This window comes from Nostoc sp. NMS2 (assembly GCF_017115105.1).
GTDB lineage: Bacteria > Cyanobacteriota > Cyanobacteriia > Cyanobacteriales > Nostocaceae > Nostoc.
On record NZ_JABXKH010000163.1, the window covers coordinates 1 to 18946 of the forward strand.

Annotated in this window: 17 protein-coding genes and 1 tRNA gene; 9 read left to right on the forward strand and 9 right to left on the reverse strand. The window is 39.5% G+C overall.

Annotated features, from left to right (window positions below):
- Positions 1 to 724 precede the first annotated feature (724 nt).
- The 3 genes from rsmA to HWQ36_RS29755 all read left to right on the forward strand — a co-directional run bounded on the left by rsmA (position 725) and on the right by HWQ36_RS29755 (position 2998).
- Positions 725 to 1567: a 16S rRNA (adenine(1518)-N(6)/adenine(1519)-N(6))-dimethyltransferase RsmA gene (gene rsmA / locus HWQ36_RS29745; protein WP_292709535.1), complete on the forward strand. Its 843-nt coding sequence runs from the start codon at positions 725 to 727 to the stop codon at positions 1565 to 1567.
- A 93-nt stretch (positions 1568 to 1660) separates the two neighbouring features.
- Complete coding sequence (ispE, locus tag HWQ36_RS29750; protein WP_292709537.1) at positions 1661 to 2614, forward strand: 4-(cytidine 5'-diphospho)-2-C-methyl-D-erythritol kinase; 954 nt, start codon at positions 1661 to 1663, stop codon at positions 2612 to 2614.
- Between the two features lie 54 nt (positions 2615 to 2668).
- The gene (locus tag HWQ36_RS29755) at positions 2669 to 2998 is read left to right on the forward strand and encodes a DUF3082 domain-containing protein (RefSeq protein WP_292709539.1); all 330 of its coding nucleotides are present in this window, start codon (positions 2669 to 2671) and stop codon (positions 2996 to 2998) included.
- Positions 2999 to 3012: 14 nt separating this feature from the next.
- Here HWQ36_RS29755 and HWQ36_RS29760 read toward each other — a convergent pair whose 3' ends face one another.
- The gene (locus HWQ36_RS29760; RefSeq protein WP_292709541.1) at positions 3013 to 3882 is read right to left on the reverse strand and encodes a response regulator; all 870 of its coding nucleotides are present in this window, start codon (positions 3880 to 3882) and stop codon (positions 3013 to 3015) included.
- Positions 3883 to 5259: 1377 nt separating this feature from the next.
- Here HWQ36_RS29760 and HWQ36_RS29765 point away from each other — a divergent pair.
- The 4 genes from HWQ36_RS29765 (at position 5260) to HWQ36_RS29780 (ending at position 7729) form a co-directional block, all read left to right on the forward strand.
- Entirely contained in the window at positions 5260 to 5538 is a 279-nt protein-coding gene (locus HWQ36_RS29765; RefSeq protein ID WP_292709543.1) for a HetP family heterocyst commitment protein, read from the forward strand.
- A 244-nt stretch (positions 5539 to 5782) separates the two neighbouring features.
- Complete coding sequence (trpC, locus tag HWQ36_RS29770) at positions 5783 to 6634, forward strand: indole-3-glycerol phosphate synthase TrpC (RefSeq protein WP_292709545.1); 852 nt, start codon at positions 5783 to 5785, stop codon at positions 6632 to 6634.
- Between the two features lie 255 nt (positions 6635 to 6889).
- On the forward strand, positions 6890 to 7507 hold the full coding sequence (locus tag HWQ36_RS29775) for a GerMN domain-containing protein (protein WP_292709547.1): 618 nt from the start codon (positions 6890 to 6892) through the stop codon (positions 7505 to 7507).
- 150 nt (positions 7508 to 7657) lie between these two features.
- Positions 7658 to 7729 (forward strand) — tRNA-Gly (locus HWQ36_RS29780).
- A 209-nt stretch (positions 7730 to 7938) separates the two neighbouring features.
- On the opposite strand, the gene HWQ36_RS29785 is transcribed toward HWQ36_RS29780, so the two are convergent.
- The 3 genes from HWQ36_RS29785 to HWQ36_RS29795 form a co-directional block, all read right to left on the reverse strand.
- Entirely contained in the window at positions 7939 to 8169 is a 231-nt protein-coding gene (locus HWQ36_RS29785; protein WP_292709549.1) for a hypothetical protein, read from the reverse strand.
- Between the two features lie 120 nt (positions 8170 to 8289).
- Positions 8290 to 8952 (reverse strand): hypothetical protein, encoded by a 663-nt coding sequence (locus HWQ36_RS29790; RefSeq protein WP_292709551.1) that lies wholly within the window; start codon positions 8950 to 8952, stop codon positions 8290 to 8292.
- A gap of 79 nt (positions 8953 to 9031) precedes the next feature.
- Positions 9032 to 9742 (reverse strand): cadmium resistance transporter, encoded by a 711-nt coding sequence (locus HWQ36_RS29795; RefSeq protein WP_292709553.1) that lies wholly within the window; start codon positions 9740 to 9742, stop codon positions 9032 to 9034.
- Between the two features lie 274 nt (positions 9743 to 10016).
- On the opposite strand from HWQ36_RS29795, the gene HWQ36_RS29800 reads away from it, so the two are divergent.
- A complete protein-coding gene (locus HWQ36_RS29800; protein WP_292709555.1) occupies positions 10017 to 10988 on the forward strand; it encodes a LysR substrate-binding domain-containing protein in 972 nt (323 codons plus the stop codon).
- A 209-nt stretch (positions 10989 to 11197) separates the two neighbouring features.
- Here HWQ36_RS29800 and HWQ36_RS29805 read toward each other — a convergent pair whose 3' ends face one another.
- The 4 genes from HWQ36_RS29805 to HWQ36_RS29820 all read right to left on the reverse strand — a co-directional run bounded on the left by HWQ36_RS29805 (position 11198) and on the right by HWQ36_RS29820 (position 14991).
- Complete coding sequence (locus HWQ36_RS29805) at positions 11198 to 11566, reverse strand: pentapeptide repeat-containing protein (RefSeq protein ID WP_292709557.1); 369 nt, start codon at positions 11564 to 11566, stop codon at positions 11198 to 11200.
- A 455-nt stretch (positions 11567 to 12021) separates the two neighbouring features.
- A complete protein-coding gene (locus tag HWQ36_RS29810; protein WP_292709559.1) occupies positions 12022 to 12552 on the reverse strand; it encodes a hypothetical protein in 531 nt (176 codons plus the stop codon).
- A gap of 287 nt (positions 12553 to 12839) precedes the next feature.
- Positions 12840 to 13436 carry a hypothetical protein gene (locus tag HWQ36_RS29815; RefSeq protein ID WP_292709561.1) on the reverse strand — a complete coding sequence of 199 codons (597 nt, stop codon included), beginning with the start codon at positions 13434 to 13436 and terminating at the stop codon, positions 12840 to 12842.
- Between the two features lie 202 nt (positions 13437 to 13638).
- On the reverse strand, positions 13639 to 14991 hold the full coding sequence (locus HWQ36_RS29820) for an OB-fold nucleic acid binding domain-containing protein (RefSeq protein ID WP_292709563.1): 1353 nt from the start codon (positions 14989 to 14991) through the stop codon (positions 13639 to 13641).
- 522 nt (positions 14992 to 15513) lie between these two features.
- On the opposite strand from HWQ36_RS29820, the gene HWQ36_RS29825 reads away from it, so the two are divergent.
- Positions 15514 to 16482 (forward strand): SGNH/GDSL hydrolase family protein, encoded by a 969-nt coding sequence (locus HWQ36_RS29825; RefSeq protein ID WP_292709565.1) that lies wholly within the window; start codon positions 15514 to 15516, stop codon positions 16480 to 16482.
- A gap of 176 nt (positions 16483 to 16658) precedes the next feature.
- Here the strand turns inward: HWQ36_RS29825 and HWQ36_RS29830 are convergent, their stop codons facing one another.
- A complete protein-coding gene (locus HWQ36_RS29830; RefSeq protein ID WP_292709567.1) occupies positions 16659 to 17741 on the reverse strand; it encodes a response regulator in 1083 nt (360 codons plus the stop codon).
- Positions 17742 to 18946: the final 1205 nt, after the last annotated feature.

Here is an 18946-nt window from a genome sequence, read left to right on the forward strand (position 1 = left end):
GTGTTAAGCATACCGCCAGCGTTCATCCTGAGCCAGGATCAAACTCTCCGTTTTGTTGTGTTTCGAGTTTGTGGCTCCGAAAAAAATATCTTTCGGAATCCTAGTTACTAATTTTTGATTATCTTTTTGGGTTTACCAAAAAGTAAAATCCTTTGACGAGGATTGGTTTTTTCTTAAGCTTTCAAAGTATTATATTTTTCAGGTTCAGAGGTGGTTTGCATCTGTTGCTTTTCCACTTAACTAGAATAACTAGTCATCCCCTAGTTTGTCAAGGGGTAAATTTATTTTTTTTCTAAAAGGGCAAATCGCTTGACTGGCATTATTTTCAGATGAATGGGTTAAGCAACGGGGGGAGGCGAAAACAAAGTGGCTAAACCTGACTGTATGAATAATGCACGTTGCTTGTCCCTAAATGGGATCTGATGCAGGTTGAGTGATCATCGAAAAAGGCAGGAGTGGCCTGGCTAGAGGAATTTATCCTGAATCCAAATGCTCGAACTAACTTACTATATTAAGAGCATAATTGTTGCGGAGCTTACGGTTTAAGACTCCTATCCTACAGGTGACGCTTATATGGATATTTAAGCGATCGCCACTGTTACGTGATCAGAGCGTTTGGAAGAGAAGATCGGCGTTACAGTGAGTCTAGCGCTGTAGAAGGACTTCAAAATTTATAATGAGTTTTTGAGAAAAAGCTAAAAACTAGACTAGGCAAGAAATACAGATGATCCGACCGCGTAAGGTCTTTGCTCAACATTGGCTCAAAAGTGAAAAGGCGCTCGACGCAATTATTCAAGCAGCAGAGTGTACGCAAAGCGATCGCTCCCCCAAAGGCGATCGCATCCTGGAAATTGGGCCCGGAACTGGTATTCTAACTCGTCGCTTATTACCCTTAGTGCAATCTCTGATTGCAATTGAAATAGATCGCGACTTATGCTATCTGTTGTCAAAGCAGCTTGGTAAGACTGAAAATTTTTTACTGCTGCAAGGCGATTTTCTGACTCTAGATTTACCATCTTATCTAGTAGCCTTTCCCAATTTCCAAAAGCCAAATAAGGTAGTAGCCAATATTCCCTATAACATTACAGGGCCAATCATTGAGAAACTGCTGGGTACGATCGCAAATCCCAATCCCGAACCATTTGACTCTATAGTATTGCTGGTACAAAAAGAAGTGGCAGAAAGGTTGTATGCTAAACCAGGGTCAAAAACCTTTGGGGCGTTGAGCGTGCGGGTACAGTATTTGGCTGAGTGTGAGTTAATCTGCACAGTTCCAGCGTCCGCATTCCATCCACCGCCAAAAGTTGATTCAGCAGTGGTGCGATTGCGCCCCCGAAAAATAGAAATACCAGCGCTTAATCCCCGACAGTTAGAGAATTTCTTAAAGTTGGGGTTTGGTGCCAAGCGCAAAATGTTACGAAATAATTTGCAATCAGTCATAGAGCGCGATCGCTTGAACCAATTACTGGAACAATTAAAAATAAATCCTCAAGCCAGAGCCGAAGATATCAGTGTTCAGCAATGGGTAGTCCTAGCAAATGAGTTAGGAGTCAAAAGTGAGGAGTGAGGAGTTAAGAGGGAATATGTATGATGATTACTTTGATTCAAAATCCAAAATTCACCCATTCCCAACTACAACCCATAATTTCTAGCTTTCAAAATGCGTTCTTACAGCCTTATTGCTCCTGCTAAAATCAACTTGTATCTGGAAATTATTGGCGACCGCCCTGATGGTTATCATGAGTTAGCCATGATACTTCAAAGTATCGGACTTGCAGACCAAATTCATGTGCGTTCTATTAGCACTGACACCATCCGTGTTCATTGCAACCACTCACAAGTACCGACAGATAAAAGTAATCTGGCATACCGCGCAGCAGAATTAATGGTAAGGCAATTTCCCGAAGCCTTTGCTAAATATGGGGGCGTGGAGATTACTATCAATAAGCAGATTCCTGTAGCAGCTGGGTTGGCTGGGGGTTCGACGAATGCAGCAGCTGTGTTGGTGGGGATAGATTTACTGTGGAAGTTGGGACTAACTCAGTCTGAACTAGAGGAGTTGGGAGGTACACTCGGTTCAGATGTCCCGTTTTGTGTAGCGGGTGGAACTGCGATCGCTACAGGTAGGGGTGAGCAACTTTCTCCCCTGCCGAGTTTGGATAACATATATATAGTACTGGGGAAATACCGCAGTCTGGAAGTTTCCACACCTTGGGCATACAAAACCTATCGACAGCAGTTTGGTCATTCTTATATCAGAGATACCGATAACTTGGCAGCGCGTGCTAGTGCAGTTCATTCAGGAGCAATAGTAAAAGCTATCTTGCATAAAGATACGAGAGAAATTGCCCAAAAATTGCACAATGATTTAGAGCGCGTGGTATTGCCAGCCTATCCCCAAGTTTTGCAGTTGCGAGAAGTGTTTGCAAATCAGGAAGGCGTTTTAGGAACAATGATGTCTGGTTCTGGCCCAACAGTATTTGCTCTTTTTGAGTCTCAACAGCAGGCAGAACTAGTTTTGCTGCAAGTAAGGGAAGCAATTCTTGATGAGGACTTAGAATTGTTTGTAACTCGGACAATTACACATGGTATTAAAGTGGCATCATCTGTTTAAATAATTCTTTTTCGCTAATGAAGTATAATTTCCCAATTTAAAATCTAAAATGGTATGAATGACAAAAATTTAACACCACCAACTGATACTAAAATACAGGGAGCAGCGAGTCCGTTACGCTGTCTAATTGGGGCGGTAGTTTCTGGAGGAATGGGGTATGCACTGTATTCACTGATGATTGCGATCGCTACAAATTTTGCTAGTAAACCTCTCCATTCAATTAATCCATTGGTAATTAAGATTTCTTCTGCTGTTAGGACTCTGGTTGTTGGTGTAGTTGCTTTAGGAAGCGGAATATTTGGTATAGTAGCAATTGGTTTGTTGGCTCTGGGAGTGCAATTATTAATGCAGCAATTGAGCAAGCAAAAAAGTAGTGAAAACTAGTAATTTGCTTTTAATCAGCAACCTAAGGGCACAAGTTTTTCTAACGCTCCATGATTTTTGAGCAATTGTAGCTTCGCGTTTCTAGAAGGCTGAAGAAGTTGTTGCTGTTTTCTCCAAGTTTTGGGAGAAAGCCCGTGGTGTTGACGAAACTGGCGAGAGAAATGACATGTATTTTGATAGCCCAGTGCAATAGCAATCTGGTCGATTGTCTGATTAGTATCTCTGAGTAAAGGACGTGCTGCTGCCATTCGACGCTTAACAATCCAAGCGTTCACAGTTTCTCCTGTTTGTTTTGCGACTCGATTAGTCAAGTAAGCAGGCGAATAACCAACCGCAAGAGCCACATCAGACAAAGTAATTCCTTGACGATAATTAGCTTCAATAAAGTCGAAAACCGATTGCAGTTGAGGAACAGATGGAAAAATGGACTCAGAGTTGAACGATGAAGGTGGTGATTGAATGACTTGATGAGAGTTAGTAGCGTACCAATACCTCAAAAAAGCTTGCTTTTCTAATCGGACAGCGATCGCTCTGAGCAAATCTTCTATAGTAGAGGGTTTAGTAAGATAATCATCCGCTCCCAACTCCATACCTTTGCGAACATCTGTTTGAGTATTACTCCCAGTCAAAAAAATGAAAGGAATAATTGCTGTGTGAGGATATTGGCGCAACCTAGTTAAAACGGTATAGCCATCCATATCTGGCATTTGAATATCGCAAATCACTAAGTCGGGTAAATGCTCTTGTGCTTGCTGGATACCAGCCAGTCCATCTTCAGCACCTATGGTGTCAAAACCTTGAGCCTCAAGAACCTCTAAGAAGAGATTGCGAGTAACAGCATCATCTTCAATTACAAGAATTTTTTTCGACGATTCGTATCTCATTTTTCCATCACTAGGATTTTTGTGGCAGGGAATGATAACCAAATTCTATGCCGAGTGATATGTCAAAAAGTGATGAGTGTTGAGTTGAAGATGATTATTAATTAACAACTCAGAACACTACTATCAGGAAACCAGGAAATCTTTAATTCTGGCTGTAGCACCAATTAAGAGTTAGATTGAACTAACGTATAAGGGCCAGAATCCATATCCCTGCTCACTCGGTTAAATAAGTTGGTTTTATAGCCATTGATGGGTTGCTAATCATTACTTTCTAAAATCATCATGGTGCTAATGGCTATTTATAAATAAATGCAATTCCGAAGAATCTGACATTATTTAGTGGATTTAAATATAATTTTAACAATAAAAAGAGAAAATTTGATATTGGTAATATAAAGATATCATTGATAAACACATAAATAAACAATCTTTACCTTATTCTTCATTCAAGGTTAGAAGAGTAAAATATTAAGCATAAAAAAACTTTAAATCATAACAAAACAATTTTGTCAATTCTAATTTAGATGCATTTATTCTAAGACTTGTAGTTTTAATAAGTGAATTTTTGCTCATCAATTTAACTGATCTTAAACTTGCTCATTTAGGCATCTAACAACACGATCGGACAACTCGTCATCTGTCACAAGGAGTACATTATTTTTATTAATTATATACTTGGAGCTTATAAATATTCCAAAAGAAATAGAAAATATTAAGCAAGAATGTATTTATCAACACGATTTATGAAATTTTTTTGGTACTTCTACCTTCTGAAAGGTCTAATTAGAGGACATTGCAAGAGAAGTCTAATAAAGCCACGTGTCTTGACTATATAAAAATTAATAAATTCCATATTCCCTTTCCAAAGTCTAAGTTGGTTTGACACTAATGAAAATAAATAAGATTTCAAAAGCGAAAAAATAGACATATCTATCAAAAAATCGTTCATATACTCATTTGCTAAAGATTGAGTAAGCTTAACGAAGAAGCAGCTTCTGCAATACGGTTAATCTGTAAGAGCGGGTTTAATAAGATATTTATAATCCTGGTTAATCCCGCCCCTCCTTTTAATCTAAAATTGTAATAGTTATTAACTTTATTTAAGTTAACCTAAGCATTATATTATAATCGTGTTATTTCAGATATGGATAATGCTCTTGAAAAAACTTCAGGAAACGATATGATTATTGGAGTTTAATATTAAACACTTCTAATAGTTAATTATTTTTAAGTTGATCGAGATAAGTCCGGCTGGTAGTTATTAAAATAGGTGCGGATGCACAAAAGATAGATAATTTGCGGGATTAGAGAAAGGAAAAAGAAGATAAAAGTCACCAAATACAAAACAGTTTTAATTTACACAGAAGAGCGGATTTTATGACTCAAAATATTACTGGTTATCAAACACAAATGGGTAAGAAAATCAATAATGAACAAATTGAGCAAATCATCAAAGCGATTATTGCTGGCAAATATTCCTGGGCATGTGTTTTAATTCTGCGGTTTGCTGGTTACAATCCCATAGACTATATACCTTACCGCACCTACATTCGACTGCTCAAAAATAACTGCTTAGTTGAAAGTTCAAAACAAAATAAAATTGATACTGAGGCTGTAGAAGCGTTAAGCCTGAAATCAACCTGGCTTCATCTTTGAAAATGAAAATAATCAAGATAGTACAATTCCTATAAATGAATGTCAGAAATTGAGGCTATTTCAAGTAAATTGACCACAAAGTTCCATAAGGAAAGGATGAAGACTGAAAACTTTAAATGTCAGGTTATTTACAGATTTCTATTTGTTAAAGGCGTTTCTACAAAGGCCAATTGAGAAGAATATCTGTTGGATAGCCTGAAATTTTATAATTCATACTTTTTTGGTCACGCCATCCTTAACAATTATGACTTACCCAGTTACTACCGCTAATACTTATTTGCAACCTACTCTGAAAGAGATTATATGGCAGAAAAAGCATGAAGTTACACAAATCCAGCAAGAGATGTCTTTTGCTTCTTTGCAACGCCAGTTAACTGCTGCACCGACTGTGCGAGATTTTATCTCTGCTTTGCAACAGAGTCATTACCGACCTTGTATTATTGCAGAGGTGAAAAAAGCATCCCTAATTCATGGAATTATTAAAGCAGACTTGGACTCAGTAGCGATCGCTAAAGCTTATGAACGTAGTGGTGCAACTTGTATCTCTGTATTCACCGATCAGAAGTTCTTTCATGGCAGCTTTGAAAATTTACGCACCATCCGCTACCGGGTAGGATTGCCCCTACTGTGCAAGGAGTTCATTTTAGATCCCTGCCAAATTTATTTAGCACGGTCAGCAGGCGCAGACGCAGTGCTATTGATTGCAGCAATTCTCTCAGATAAGGAACTTGAAAACTTTTTGCGAGTAATTCACTATTTGGGAATGAATGCTTTGATAGAAGTCCATACTTTAGCAGAACTAGATCGGGTGTTAAAGCTTGATGATGTACGACTAATAGGAATTAACAACCAAAGTCTAGAAGATTTTAACGTCAATATTGACATAACTGAGCAACTACTGGCAGCTAGGCGATCGCAACTACAAAGCTTGGGCATTATGGTTGTTAGTGAGTCTGGCTTATATACATCTGCTGATTTATCCCTTGTAGCTGAAGCTGGTGCACATGCCGTTATAGTTGGCGAATCCCTAGTTAACCAAGAAGATATCCAACAGAGTGTGCGTAATCTGCTCAAACCTACAGCTATTTTCAGATAAATAGACCCAATTACTATATATTCTCCTTTACTGCCCTCTTGCTTCTCTAGTCAAGCTTTTTGGGATTGGCGTAGACGCAAAGGGGCATATCGTCAGACATGGCTCATTGAACAACAGATGTTGTAATTTTGGTGTATATTGTAACCCTCGACTTTAACAGATTTCGGGTTGACACTTTATAGACTGGCTGAAGATTCACAAATTTATACGGAATTAATACCAGCGACACTGAAATTGATAGCAACAACATCACTTATGAGCAAAATTATGAACACAACCAAAAGATATTTTTTACCCCTGATTTTTGTGACAATGGCTGTCAGCCTCAGCAGTTGTAGTTCTAACCCCACCGCTCGTAATATTGACAGCCCGACGTTATCCCCAACACCAACACCAACGAATAGCGTATCTTCTCAGACTCCTAGCCAAATTCCTAGCGTAGCTCAGTTGAGAGAAAAATCTCCTAATCAAGAATCTCCTAAAGAAAATACGCCTTCCCCATCAATTTCTAAAGCTGTCACTAGCAAAACTACTAATGTCACACTATACACAAGCGATACTCAATGTCAAGAATTCATTCCAGAAAAGGTTTCAGTATCAGCTGAAGAACCAGTCAAAAATATAGTAAGTAAGATATTAGAAAAACGAGATACAAGCGACTTTAGCTTGTCTGGATATCGTGTCAACATCAAAAATGGCGTTGCTACAGTTGATCTGCGAATATCTCCTGAATCAAAGCGGCAAATAGTTTCTCTTTCTAGCTGTGAACAGTTTGCTCTGTTTGGTAGTCTCCGCAAAACCTTAACGAGTAATAGCCAATGGAATATTAAAGAGGTTCGCTTCACCGAGCGAGGTGAGGATATTGTTCTTTAGTTAAAGATATTAGCTCAAAATATTTTCAGTCTGAACAGCCACAGGACTGATACATCAGCAGTTGCCAAAACAGTGTATGTTTTAGTCAATTGAAAACAGCTGTAAATAGTGGTAGAATTGACATCAACCTTAACTTTATGGCAGCAATTTGCGGGCGTAATTCAGTGGTAGAATGTCATCTTCCCATGGTGAACGTCGTGGGTTCGAGTCCCATCGCCCGCTTTTGTATCAGTTTCAGTAGAAATTCCGGCTTTTGCAGCTTGGGATTCAATGCCCTTAATTAATCGGCTGTAACTCCAGCGATGAACGCTCATCGGTTATTCTTCGGCGTATTTTTGTTGAGCTTCCTGTAACCAGGATATTTCTTCTCTACTCTAGATGGGATTTCTTTGAAATTGAGAACAATAAGTCTTGAAATGGAACTGCATAGTCTAATACGCTTGGGTTAACGCCAAAACCTTAAACTGTGTAGGTTGGGGAGCCACTGCGGTGGACGGGTTTCCCGACTTGTTCGCTTTTAGCGTTCCCGCAGGGTAGCAAGTGGCGTTTGAAGAACGAAACCCAACATTTCCAGGGCTTTGTTGGGTTGCGCTTTGCTTAACCCAACCTACTGGCGTGACAAGGCTAAAATGTTGCATTAAATTTTCTTGTGGTGTAGGCATCTTGCCTGCACCGGACGGGCAAGATGCCCATCCCACAAGAAGAAAGCTAATGCACTACTTTAGCCTTGTCGCGCCACTACAATTTTTCACAAAGCCAAGCGTATTGCTGCATAGTCTATTTTAAAACTTATTAATAGGTGCATTAGGAACTCGTGTATCTATGAGAGCCTGCGATATATCTGGGATAAACCAGTTAGCCTTATTGCTATTAAGAACTTTCACGGTCGGAACATTCAATTCAATGGCAGAAGTATCTGGATTGCTCTTAATCACCAACTGAGTTCCATCAAGGATCTTCAGAGCCGCAGGTCCTGTCAATTTTTCACCTTGACCATTAGGACTAGAAGTGAAATTTGCTACATTGAGATTATTTGGTAGATAGATGCCATCACAATCCCAGTTATTTTTAGTGGACTGACCATTAGCTAGAAAATACAGACCATTGTCGTATACGGCATCTTCATTGTCTTCATCATTTGGTCTTTTACCGTATACTGCTATGGTATTACCTGTTTGGTTTTCGCATTTACCCCAGTTAATTCCCGTCTCTAAAGCATATTTTTGCAGTGTTAATTCCTCGGTTCTCTTTTGAATTTCTTCTGGTGTCAGACCTTCAATTTGAGTTTGGGCATCTTTTGTTTGAGACAGCTCGTTAAGAGCTTTAGTGACTTCGATATAATCAGGGTTTTTGCTAAATTTTGGTCTATCAGCAAAAGAAGGTTGAGCGAAGGCTAGATTGGCGACAATCATTAAGACAATTAGCAGAGATTTCCAGACTTTCATGCTTTGATTCCTGTTGATGGGTAAGATATTTTGTAGTTTGAAATTCATTTTGGTAAGAAAATTCATGATGCACATCTTTCTAGATACTTAACTTTTCTTGTTCTTCACTCGAAGATTGAGTATTGAAACCTAAGATTAATGAAAATATATAACTAGAAACTACAGATAAAAGAGTCCAGGTAACATTTTCTGTAACAATAAATATGCCCAAACCAATCAAGATACAAGGGACAAAAGTGTTGCCATTTTCAGTTAAGAAGTTTGCGATCGCAGGCAAGTAGGTCAACTTATAAGCGGTATAACACCATACGCCCACTAGGGTAAAGAATACACTGAGTATAATCAGCAGACTATCTAATTCAGAATTGGCAAACAGGGGCACATAGACGCTGATATTATCACTACCATTGGCAAAGGCGATCGCAGCGACGTTGCAAGTTTGCCCAGAGAAAAAACTCCTAACTATAGAGGGACAAGACGGCTCGGCTCCTTCTGTGGCTTCCTCTGGTGAATCCTCTTCGCGTTTTAGTAAACCACTCACACCAATGATTATTGGCATTAAACCAAGTAGTCTAATCCAGTCCTGCGGTATAATTAGTCCACCGAAAAACCCGGGAAGGCTAGCAACAATCAATGCAGCAAAACCGAGATACTGACCAGCAAGGATGTGACGACTGCGGAATGTTTTATTTATTTGTGAAAAAAGTAACGTCAGAATCACAATATCATCAATGTTGGTGGCAGTGAATGCCGTGATCCCTGTGGTAATTGCAGTTATTAAACCGCTCATTTTTGGAAGTCCTTATTTTGATGCAATGGGTCATTGGGCATCCCTTCCCTGCGGGACGCTACGCATAGCAAGATCCACGAAGTGGTACGGCTTTGCTCAGGGCAAGTGGGCATGGGGCATTTACAAATGACCAATGACCAATGACAAATGACTAAGTAAAAAGCTTTGATTTATACTTTAGTGAAACTAACCGATAGAATCAAATGCTTTTATTTGTCAAAATGATAAATGAAAGTGATTAAAATTTTGACACAAAGTTGTAGGGATACCATAAATGGCAGGAATGACGCTTGAGCAGCTAAAAATTTTTCTAGCTGTGGCGCACCACTTACACTTTACTCGCGCAGCAGAGGAGCTTTATATTACACAACCTGCCGTCAGTGCAGCAATCCACAACTTAGAGCAAGAATACGGAGTGAAACTATTCCATCGGATTGGTCGCCATATCGAGATTGCTGAGGCGGGTAAATTACTGCAAGTGGAAGCACAGAAAATTCTCGATCAAGTTTCCTTGACTGAAAGGGGATTGCGAGAATTGAACAATCTGCAACGGGGTGAATTGAAATTAGGGTCAAGTCTGACAATTGGTAACTACTGGCTACCAAGTAAGATTAGTGAGTTTAAGAGCCGATATCCCGGTATTCAGATTAACTGTAGCCTTGCCAATACAGAAGATATCTGTCTAGGAACGGCCACAGGACAGTTTGATTTAGGTTTGGTAGAAGGAGATGTGAAGCCAGCGCTCCAGAATACTCTAGAGTATGAAATAGTGGGGAGCGATCGCTTACAAATAGTAGTAGGTCAAAAACACCCTTGGTTTGAGTGGGGAGAAATTGACTTAAGCCAATTGACTAAAACCCTTTGGGTGATGCGCGAACCCGGTTCTGGAACCCAGCAAAGATTTGAAGAAGCCTTACAAAATTGGGGAATCAATCTCAGTGAACTGGATGTAATTTTAGTATTCAACAGTGGAGAGATGACAAAAGCAGCGATCGAAGATGGTGTCGGTGCGATTGGAATTTCTGAGTTGATGGTAAAAAAAGAAATACAACTAGGGACTCTGCGGGCAATTCGAGTGATTGATAATAGAGACGGTAACGGTGCAATCGCAGAAATAGTTCGACCTTTTTTCAAACTCAAGCATCGTCAGCGTTTTCAAACTGCTCTTTCCAAGGTCTTTGAACAAATGTTGATCTCATCTATGTCAGATGACTCATATCAATATGTATCAACATCAGTTATTTGAAATAACATCAAATCCGTTTGTATCAGAATTCTTTCTCTTTCCTTTCTCTCTGCGCTCTCAGCGTCTCTGCGGTTTTTAATCATTCAGATTGCTACCCCACCGGATTTGATTACGCTTGAGTTAAGCATTTCTTTACAAAACTGTCCCTCTCCGACTCGAAGAGGGACAGACTTGAACGAAAGTTCAAAGCAGGGAGAGATTTATAGAACTCACACCTTCTGCATATTTCTACTAATGGGGTCAAAACCTCTAGAAAACCGAGTGCTTTCATCGTAGTAAGCGCCAGTCAGATTCGCACCATACAACTTAGCATAGTTGAGTTTGGCTCCCCGGAGATTTGCTTCATTCAGGTTGACACCGCTCAAATTAGCTCTAGTCAAATTCGCTTTCGCTAAGTTAGCTCTACTCAAATCTGCTCCCCAGAGTTTAGCTTTAGCTAGGTTAGCTCCACTCAAGTCAGATCCCCATAAATTGATTCCAGGTAAATAGACTCCAATCAGCCTGTTCCTACTCAAGTTGACGGCTGGAAAATATCTTTCACCTGCGGCAAAACGCCGTTTTAATTCCTCTGTATTCACGATCGCCACCCGACAAGAATCAGACTTATATCTCTAATATATAAGGTGCTTCTATTGTAACCGCCATATTAGAGGTTGTTTATTTAATATCTGCAATTACTCCAATTTACTCAAATGCACATATCTCAGAGAACAATTTACAGTAATTTCTTCCTTTGAATATTCGGGTATGCGATTATTTTATTGCTCTAATTAATAGATTTATCGTCAGAACTCAGGAGTCAGAATAGTTAAAGGTTTGTAGTAAGCAGCTTCCCTCCTTAAAAAGGAGGGAATTGGTTTTATATGGGAGCATCCACTTTTGGAAGAAACACCGGGCGATTGGAAATCGCGGCTACACAAACGAAGTCCGCCTTCGCGGACTCTCTGAAACCCGCGAAGGCGGGTTTGGTTTGTATAGCCCCAGACTTCTAGTCTGAGGGCAATCCGCCAAAAGTGGATGCTCCCTTTTATATCTACTTAACTGGGATAATTTCAAACTCGAAAGTACCGATCAAACGGTCATCAATATAGACTTCTATTCTATGCTTACCAACCGGATCGCCAGGAGTAATCGTCCAAAAATTCTCAATTACACCCTCTGGAGCCGACTGTGTGCGCCGTGTTACAGATGTCATCCCATCTGGTGACATTGAGAAGTCTTCACCGCTATCTGTACCCCAAGTTTCTGGAGGTTTTGGTAAACGCAAGACTTCGCGCCATTTTACTTCACCTTGGTAATCTTTGAGTCTAATCCGCCATCCGTAGGCATTTCCCTGCTGGAGCGGCACTCTTGTTGTCTGGAAAATGGTAACGTTACCTTGGGAGTCAACTCTCTTCAGCCCAAACTCAGCTTTACTAACAGTAATCTTTTTTGTATTTGTTGGCGCAGGGGATGATATGACATTTTCTACCAAAATAGAAGTAGCGTTGATTGGATCAGAACATATAACCCCAGATATTAGCCAAGAGGAAGCTAGCACAGCAGTAGCAGCCCAAATTCTCATTAGTATGTTCCTGTCAGACTTTTGGTACTTATTCAAGTAATCTGACACGTTTTCCGGGCTATGGTTGCTTATGATTTGAAAAAGATGAAATTGCTCTTAGGTATCTGGCACATTTAACCGATAAGTAGTCGGACAAAAATATTTATAGTCATTGTGAGCGATCGCTGCTCTTTGCAATGACATTGGGGAATTAATTCTGTCTGACTACTTAGCTTATACGATTTCACACTTCCACGGCTAAAATCCAATGGGGTTCTTGCTTCACATCTTGCCTCTTCAGTCAAGGCTCAACTTTTCAAATTAACCTTCTCCTCAAATTTTGGCGCATCTTGATGAGATAAAAATCTTTCACTAGTGTGATAACTTCTTCGCCATTTTTCGAGATGATCTATAGATATTGATTTAGATGTGACGTTCACACCATTTCCTCGCCAAGCAACTTCTGGATCTGTTGTGAAAACTCCACACTCTAATTGCTCTAGCCTCATATTCCAATATTCACTAAATCTGCCTTTTAAAGTAATAACTTGCTCAAATACCTTGTTTCTGTGTTTATTTCTTCTTTTTCTTTCTGTTGCTCCTGTTGCTTCCGTATCAATAAACTTAGTTTCAATTAAATACAGACTACCTTTAAAAGTCAGGTAGACGAAATCACACTTTCCTAAATCTGTATAATCTGAAATTGGAGATTTTTCAAATAACAGCAATTCGGCACAAGAGGGAAACAACTCTTTAATATTCAGAAATAAATAAGCTTGCAGTAGAAGTTCCTTATCATAAGGAAATAAGATCACTCCTTCAAAAAACTTTTGAATGTCCTCGTGAGTTTGGGGTTGAATCCTTTTACAGTATGAAACAAATTTATGTAGCTCGTTTACGCTCATCAAGTTTTAACTCCTTCCCCCGGTCGCAGCCTTAGGGGTATTAGCATAAAAAGATACCACTCCCTCTGGTAAATCATCATCCGCACAAGTAACTAAAAAAACGCTTTTAACCATGAATATTTAAGGTAATCTACTGTTGACACTTCAATAAAACTAATTTGTCAGATGCTTTGCAGTGTTGGTGGATTTTTCACTTCTGGTATTAGCTACCAGTGAGGGATTTTATATGAGCAGGAAAACTGGCATTTTGCAAAGCTTGGACGGTTATTCTTGAATCTTGTACGGAAAATTGCCAACCCAAGCGAACAAGTTTACGAGAATTTTCAGTTTGGATAATTCCAATCACTGGCATTTTTGCCTTTTCTTTGTCTACTGAATGTTCTTGCAAAATTGTTTTCAAGAGATGTAGTTTTTCCATATCACCTGCTTGCTGGGGATTTAACTCCACCATTACCATTTGTACTGTTTCCACTGGTTCTGCATCTTCAACAATAAATTGAGTTTGCTCGTCGCGTCGGTCTACTTTTCCCCAAATAATCAATCTTGTGTCAACTTGAAGTAGAAAACTAATGCGTTCATAAGTTTTAGGAAAAACTACAGCTTCTGATTGTGTAGTTAGGTCTTCTATTTGCAAAATTGCCATCTGATCGCCTTTTTTTGTAACCACTTTTTTGACATTATTCAACATTACAACTGCACAAAGCCTTGTGTCTTCCCTTTGCTCTCCCAGTTGCGAAAGGTTAATTGGAGTCAAAAGTGGTGCTATTTGCCGTAAGGATTTCAGTGGATGGTCTGATACATAAAAACCTAATAATTCTTTCTCCATCTGCAACTTTTTCTGTGGGGGTAAATCTGTCACAGGTTGAGATTTAGGAGCGGTTTCAAAGGCATTATTTGCTCTTTTATTCTGAGTAGAAGAAAATCCATCGCCTAATAAGTCAAAGAGATTCCCTTGTCCACTGGCTCTATCTTTAGCGCGAGATTGTGCCCAATCGTACACTAATTCTGAGTCGTTAATTAACTGTTGGCGGTTGGATTCAATTTTGTCAAAGGCTCCACAATAAATCAGCGATTCCAGGGTCCGACGGTTAACAGCACGTAAATCCACGCGATCGCAAAAATCAGCAAGAGATTTAAACTCTCCTGTCTCATCTCTCGCCTCTAAGATACAGGCGATTGCATTCTGTCCCACGTTACGCACCGCCGAAAATCCAAACAGAATCTTTCCCAATGTCGGCGTAAAATCAACACCAGAACGATTAATATCTGGCGGATCTATGGAAATAGCCATATTTGTACAGTTAGTAATATATCTCTGTACCTTATCGGTATCGCCACTGTTAGCCGTTAACAGGGCTGCCATATATTCTAATGGGTAATTAGCTTTTAAATATGCTGTCTGATAAGTTACATAAGCATAAGCGGTCGAATGGGATTTATTGAAACAATTGGCAGCTATTAAGCCATTTTTGAGTGCAAAATTATGGTCACGCTCAACTCCAATGTCATACACATTTTGTTTGCCTAAATATTTACGTGTGGCTATTTTGATCATCCTACTTACACCCCCAAAAAAAATTGCGAAATTAATTAATTCATAAAATAATGAAAATTCTAGTTGTAGCAATACTGGTAATATAAAATTATATCACTAGAAAACACTGCTATACTCTTACACAAAAGTAGACAAAGTATATCAAAACTTTGACAAACTATTAGATAAACAGTTAATAGCCATATAATTGCTGTTTTTAAAGCTTATAAACACATTTCAATATATATTAATCATCGAATTCTCCGAGAAACCCCGTCGCTTTAGCGCGGGGAGTGGGGAGATGGGGGAGTGAGGGAGATGTGGTTCGACTTCGCTCACCAACCGGGGGATGAGGGAGCAGGGGGGATGAGGGGGATGAGGGAGACAAGGAGGACAAGGGGGAATTATTGAATAGTCTCTTCCTTGTCTCCCCTTCTTCCTTGTCTCCCTTGTCTCTTCTTCATGCCCAATGTCCAATTCCCAATTCCCAACACGTCAGTTAGTATCGTTGAGAAGTAACTCGGTATTAAAGGGTGTGGGTAGATGAAAGTGGCGCTGCTCGTAATTTTGGCGGTGGTTCTAGGATTCTTCATAGTAGTCGAGATCGGACTGCGATCGCTCTTTGGCTTTGGTAATCCCCTAATTTACATTGGCGATGAGCAGATTGGCTATTTATTGGCTCCTAACCAGCGTACCCGTCGTTTTGGTAATCGCATTGAAATTAATCAGTATTCTATGCGAGGTAGTGCGATAAATAAAACACCCGCACCTTCTACACTGAGAGTTTTACTGTTAGGAGATTCTATTGCTAATGGTGGCTGGTGGACAGATCAGACTAATACAATATCGGCGATAATGATGCGTTCTCTAGCATCATCCACTCATAGTAATTATCAGCAAGTAGAAGTGCTGAATGCTTCAGCTAACTCTTGGGGGCCAAGGAACGAGTTAGCTTATTTAGAGAAGTTTAGCAATTTCAACGCGCAAGCGGTAGTGTTATTAATTAATACCGATGACCTGTTTGCTACTCCTCCTACTTCTTTACCAGTAGGACGCGATCGCAACTATCCCAATAGTAAACCTCCCCTAGCATTAGCGGAAGTGTGGCAACGTTATATCGTCAAGCAGAAGCCAATTCCTGAAATGATAGCGGTGCAGAATGAAGCAGGCGATCGCGTGGGGATTAATTTGGAAGCGATCGGCAAAATTCAAGCCCTGACTCGCCAAAGCAACAGCCAATTTTTACTAGTTATGACTCCCTTACTACGAGAAATTGCTGAACCAGGCCCCCGCGATTACGAAATTAAAGCCCGCCAACGCTTGAGCGATTTTACTAAAGCAAAGCAAATTAACTATATAGACTTTTTACCGCTATTCAATTCAACGAACAACCCGCAAGGCTTGTATCACGACCACATTCACCTCAACTTACAAGGTAATAAATTTGTCAGCGAAGTTATGGAGCGATCGCTTTTAAAAATACTGAGGGAGATACCACTTACTCAGAATTAATTCATATAGCTTGTTTAGCACTAATTATCTTATTGAAGAAGAATTCAGGAGTGAGAATCAAATTTAAATTTACTCAGACAATCTTCTACAACTAGAATACTAGCCATCCAAATAATGCTCAACCTTAAATCTAAAAAATGTATTGATTAGGTACGATTATTTATTATATTAAAAAATTAAATAATATGTTTAAAGATTACTTTTAGTAAATCTCCTTGTGTAAAAGGCTTAGTTAAATAGCCTGATGCTTTGACCATCTTAGCTTTAACTCTATCTAGAAATCCTACTTTTTCTGACACTATAATCACAGGTGTATTTTTAAAATGTGAGTGTTTACGCAGCAAAGAGCAGAGTTCATAACCGTCTAAATTAGGCATCAAAATATCCAACAAAATGATGTCGGGTTTTGTGTGAATAATCTGCATTAAAGCTTTTAAAGAATCGGTGACTCCCACAACACAAAAGGTTTGCTCATCTAAATAACTTTGAATAGTATTCAATACCGTAGGACTGTCATCAATGCAAAAGATTTTGTAAATTTTTTTGTCAACAGGAGGTTGGGTAATTCGCTGACCCCTATGTTCATTAGTATTAATAGAGTAGGTTGGTGGTTTATAGCCGTTTGTTCTAAACGAGTTTGGTGTACCTTTGCTCTTCGGTTTTAGCTCATTGATTTTGAACAATTCTGAGGGGTGCGATTGAGAAGCTGGCGAAGTCTGACGATAAGCCGCTTCGCTTCGGGGCATTTGACATCGTTCAACCAGTAAGCGGAGATTCAGATGACAAAACTTTGGCATATCATCCAGAAAGCTTTCAGGAATAAATTCATAACTCCCCTCTTCTAAGTTCAGAAATGACTCTAGAACTTCTAGCGCCAACTGCTCTATCAGTATCGCCGCTTGAAAGGGACTGATATATTTCTGATTAACTAACCAACAAATGGCCAAATAATCTGGGTTCGGTATTGCCTGATTTTCAATCCCAGTTTCAAATATCGCCCGTAACTGTTCGTGAATTTCACGAGGGAGAGTAGAAATTTGCTGACTCAAGCGTTGCAAATTTCTGTAAAGTGGCTCAAACATTTTCTCTGAGTAGCAGGCATAAATTAGTTTACCCTCATCTACATATATTGACCAAGAGCCTGATGCACTAAACACCTGCAAACAACCAGTAACAGACTTACCAGTGATTTTTTTCAACAAAGATAAAGGCTGGAGCTTTTGGAAAAATCTGTATCTACTAATCGGAAGTGTCTTCATTGGGATAGCTCTGGAATAAAATTAACATTGCAGGCAAAATTAGTGAATTACCTTTTCGGAATTCACTGCGACTTTGTTGGAAGCACTATTCAGATAAATATAGCGGTCACGTTTGAGTTAGTACAGAGATTCCACACCCCCCAACTCTTAATTAACCAATCTTTGTTAAGCTAGAAAGCACGAATTACAAATAAACCAATCCATATTATTGCCCAATAGCAAAATGGCCCGACTGGTTGCCAGGATATAGTATTTCAAAAATTAGATTAGTTTTCTGTATCTTTCGCTAATCTAGCCAATCTAACATTAACTCAAGTGCAACAAATAGACTATTGGCTCTCGCCCATCAGTCACAAAAGCATCATTGTTATCCGTATTTAGTAGCCTAAAATTGCTGATACTTTTAGTTTTCTTGCAAAAGTTTTTTTGCCCCTTATGCTAAAGTCTGAAGCAATCAAAATCTCTTATTTATTAGGTGAAAAAGACTTTCTATCAAGGCTTTTATGGATTAATTCAGCACTGAAGAACAATGTTTTTTTCGCCATGACTAAAGTTGTTGGGTACTTTTGCGAGAAGTTTTTTCTTGAGGATAACTTCATCAAGAGAAAAGTATTATTAAAAACTAAGCATTCAAAAAGCCCAATTTCTTACTTAGAGGATGTTTGAAAAGTATTGGGTGAATAAAATGATGCCTCCGGCACGCCAAGGGCGAACGCTACTACACAAACAAAGTCCATCTCCGTGGATTAATGCAAAATCAAGGGTTTTTAACCTGCGAGGCAGGTTTGGCCTGTGTAGCCGCGATTTCCAATCGCCGAGGCAAGTAAGAAATTAGACTTTTCAAACAACCTCTTAGGTCTTGAGCTTGTAGAGCAACTTTTAGGGTTGGGATTGGGCAAAACTATCAATTGCACAACAAGAATGGGAAACCTCCGACCAAGGATGAGTTAGCTGACAATTACCGCCATAATGGTGTGTGGTGAGATGCACAGCCGACTAGACCAGCAGAAGGGAATCTCTTCATAAGTACTGGAAACTGGTTCTAATGTTGTTTGGGGCTAAATATAGCGGTTCTCGCTTGAGTGAGGTACAAGAACCCCTCCCCGCAAGCGAGGAGGTGACTATGATGTACCTTGTATGATTAGGAAACGCTATATTCACCCGGCACAATTTGAAGTGACAAATTCAAGAACTTACAGTGAAAT